The organism is Microcystis sp. LEGE 00066 (assembly GCF_015207925.1).
Taxonomy (GTDB): Bacteria; Cyanobacteriota; Cyanobacteriia; order Cyanobacteriales; family Microcystaceae; genus Microcystis; species Microcystis ichthyoblabe_A.
On record NZ_JADEVX010000345.1, the window covers coordinates 1 to 1,630 of the forward strand.

At 44.0% G+C, this 1,630-nt stretch carries 1 protein-coding gene and 2 pseudogenes; 1 reads left to right on the plus strand and 2 read right to left on the minus strand.

All coding sequences use genetic code 11. The features are described from left to right. Window positions 1–172 (plus strand): annotated as a pseudogene (locus tag IQ224_RS23365) (IS4 family transposase); the annotation flags it as partial. A 160-nt stretch (window positions 173–332) separates the two neighbouring features. On the opposite strand, the gene IQ224_RS23370 reads toward IQ224_RS23365, so the two are convergent. Both IQ224_RS23370 and IQ224_RS25220 read right to left on the minus strand, forming a co-directional pair. Next, window positions 333–1,445, minus strand: coding sequence for a DegT/DnrJ/EryC1/StrS aminotransferase family protein (locus IQ224_RS23370; protein WP_002740831.1), 1,113 nt, complete (start codon window positions 1,443–1,445; stop codon window positions 333–335). A gap of 74 nt (window positions 1,446–1,519) precedes the next feature. Further along, a pseudogene (locus IQ224_RS25220) lies at window positions 1,520–1,630 on the minus strand (RNA-guided endonuclease TnpB family protein); the annotation flags it as partial.

Consider the following 1,630-nt stretch of genomic DNA (forward strand, 5'->3'; position numbering starts at 1 on the left):
CTATTCAATTGTAGCTTGGAGATTACTTTGGTTAACCTATCAAGCACGCTTACACGGAGAGGAGAGTTGTGAAAGTTTTTTGGAAGAACATGAATGGCAATCTTTGTGTGCCACTATTCATAAAAAGAGTCCGCCACCTGAAAAGCCGCCCTCCTTTCGAGAAGCGGTCAGATAGAACCTCCTTGAGCCATCTTGCACACTTTTCTCTTTTTGTCAAATTTTATGTTAAGAAAGATGTGACTAATGGATAGCTTATCAAGGGGGGTGTCTGACAACTTTTAACACCTACCTACTTAATTCATAATTCATAATTCATAATTCCCACTGATAACTTAGGAACTATGCAAACAATCTTTCAGCGCGTAGGCTACCTGTTGTTGTTCCTCGCAGCTTAAATCGGGGAACATAGGCAAAGATAACACTTTTTCACTGGCCAATTCAGCCATGGGTAAATCACCTTTTTTATAGCCTAAATACTGATAAACCGGCTGTAAATGTAGGGGAATCGGATAATAAACCATGGATAGGACATCTTTTTCCTGCAAAGCTGCCCGAATTTGGTCACGATTTTCCGTTAGGATTGTGTACTGATTCCAAACGTGCTTACCTCCGGCTAAAGCGGTAGGTAAAGTGATATTAGGCAAAGGTTGCAGTAATTCTCGATAACGTTGGGCAATCTCGATCCGTTGATTATTCCAAAAATCGAGGTATTTCAGCTTAATTTGCAAAATAACCGCTTGAACGGCATCCAAGCGGCTATTCACCCCAATTACCTCATGAAAATAACGCACCTTGCTCCCATGTTCTTTAACCATGCGAATTTGTGCCGCTAACTGGGGGTTATTGGTGGTAATTGCGCCACCATCGCCACAACCGCCTAAATTTTTGGTGGGAAAGAAGCTAAAACAGCCAATATCGCCGATACTCCCCACTTTCTGCCCATACCATTCTGCTCCCGTTGCCTGAGCGCAATCCTCGATTACAAATAAATTATGGGAACGAGCGAAATTTACTACCTCAGACATATTGACAGATTGCCCAAAAAGGTGTACGGGGATAATCGCTTTCGTCTGGGGAGTAAGCACTTTTTCCAACAGTGCCACATCGAGGTTAAAAGTATTAATATCGATATCGACAAAAACTGGCACTGCCCCGACTAAATTAATCGCTTCGGCGGTGGCAATAAAAGAAAAAGTAGAAGTGATTACTTCATCCCCCGCTTGAATACCGAGGGCGCGTAGTGCCAGATAAAGGGCATCGGTTCCCGAATTACAGGCGACACAATCGCTAACACCATGATAGAGGGCAAATTGTCGTTCTAATTCGCTCACAGCTTCACCGCCAATGTAGCGCCCAGAACGGAGGATTTCTAAAACGGCATGGTTAGCTTCTTCGCTAATGACTTGGTATTGACGGGATAAATCGACGGGGGGAATTGTACTCACGCGCTTTCACTCAAATTAGAGACTAATCGGGATTTGTCGGCGAAAAGAAGGAATAATTATTGACGCTCCCCGCTCTAAAGAGACGGGGATTCTTCGTTCATTGAGTCTCCGTTAGCAAGCAGGATTTCTCCAACCAACCAAGAGGGAATCTCTCCCGAAGCGTTTAAAGTTTGCGTGCGCCCCAC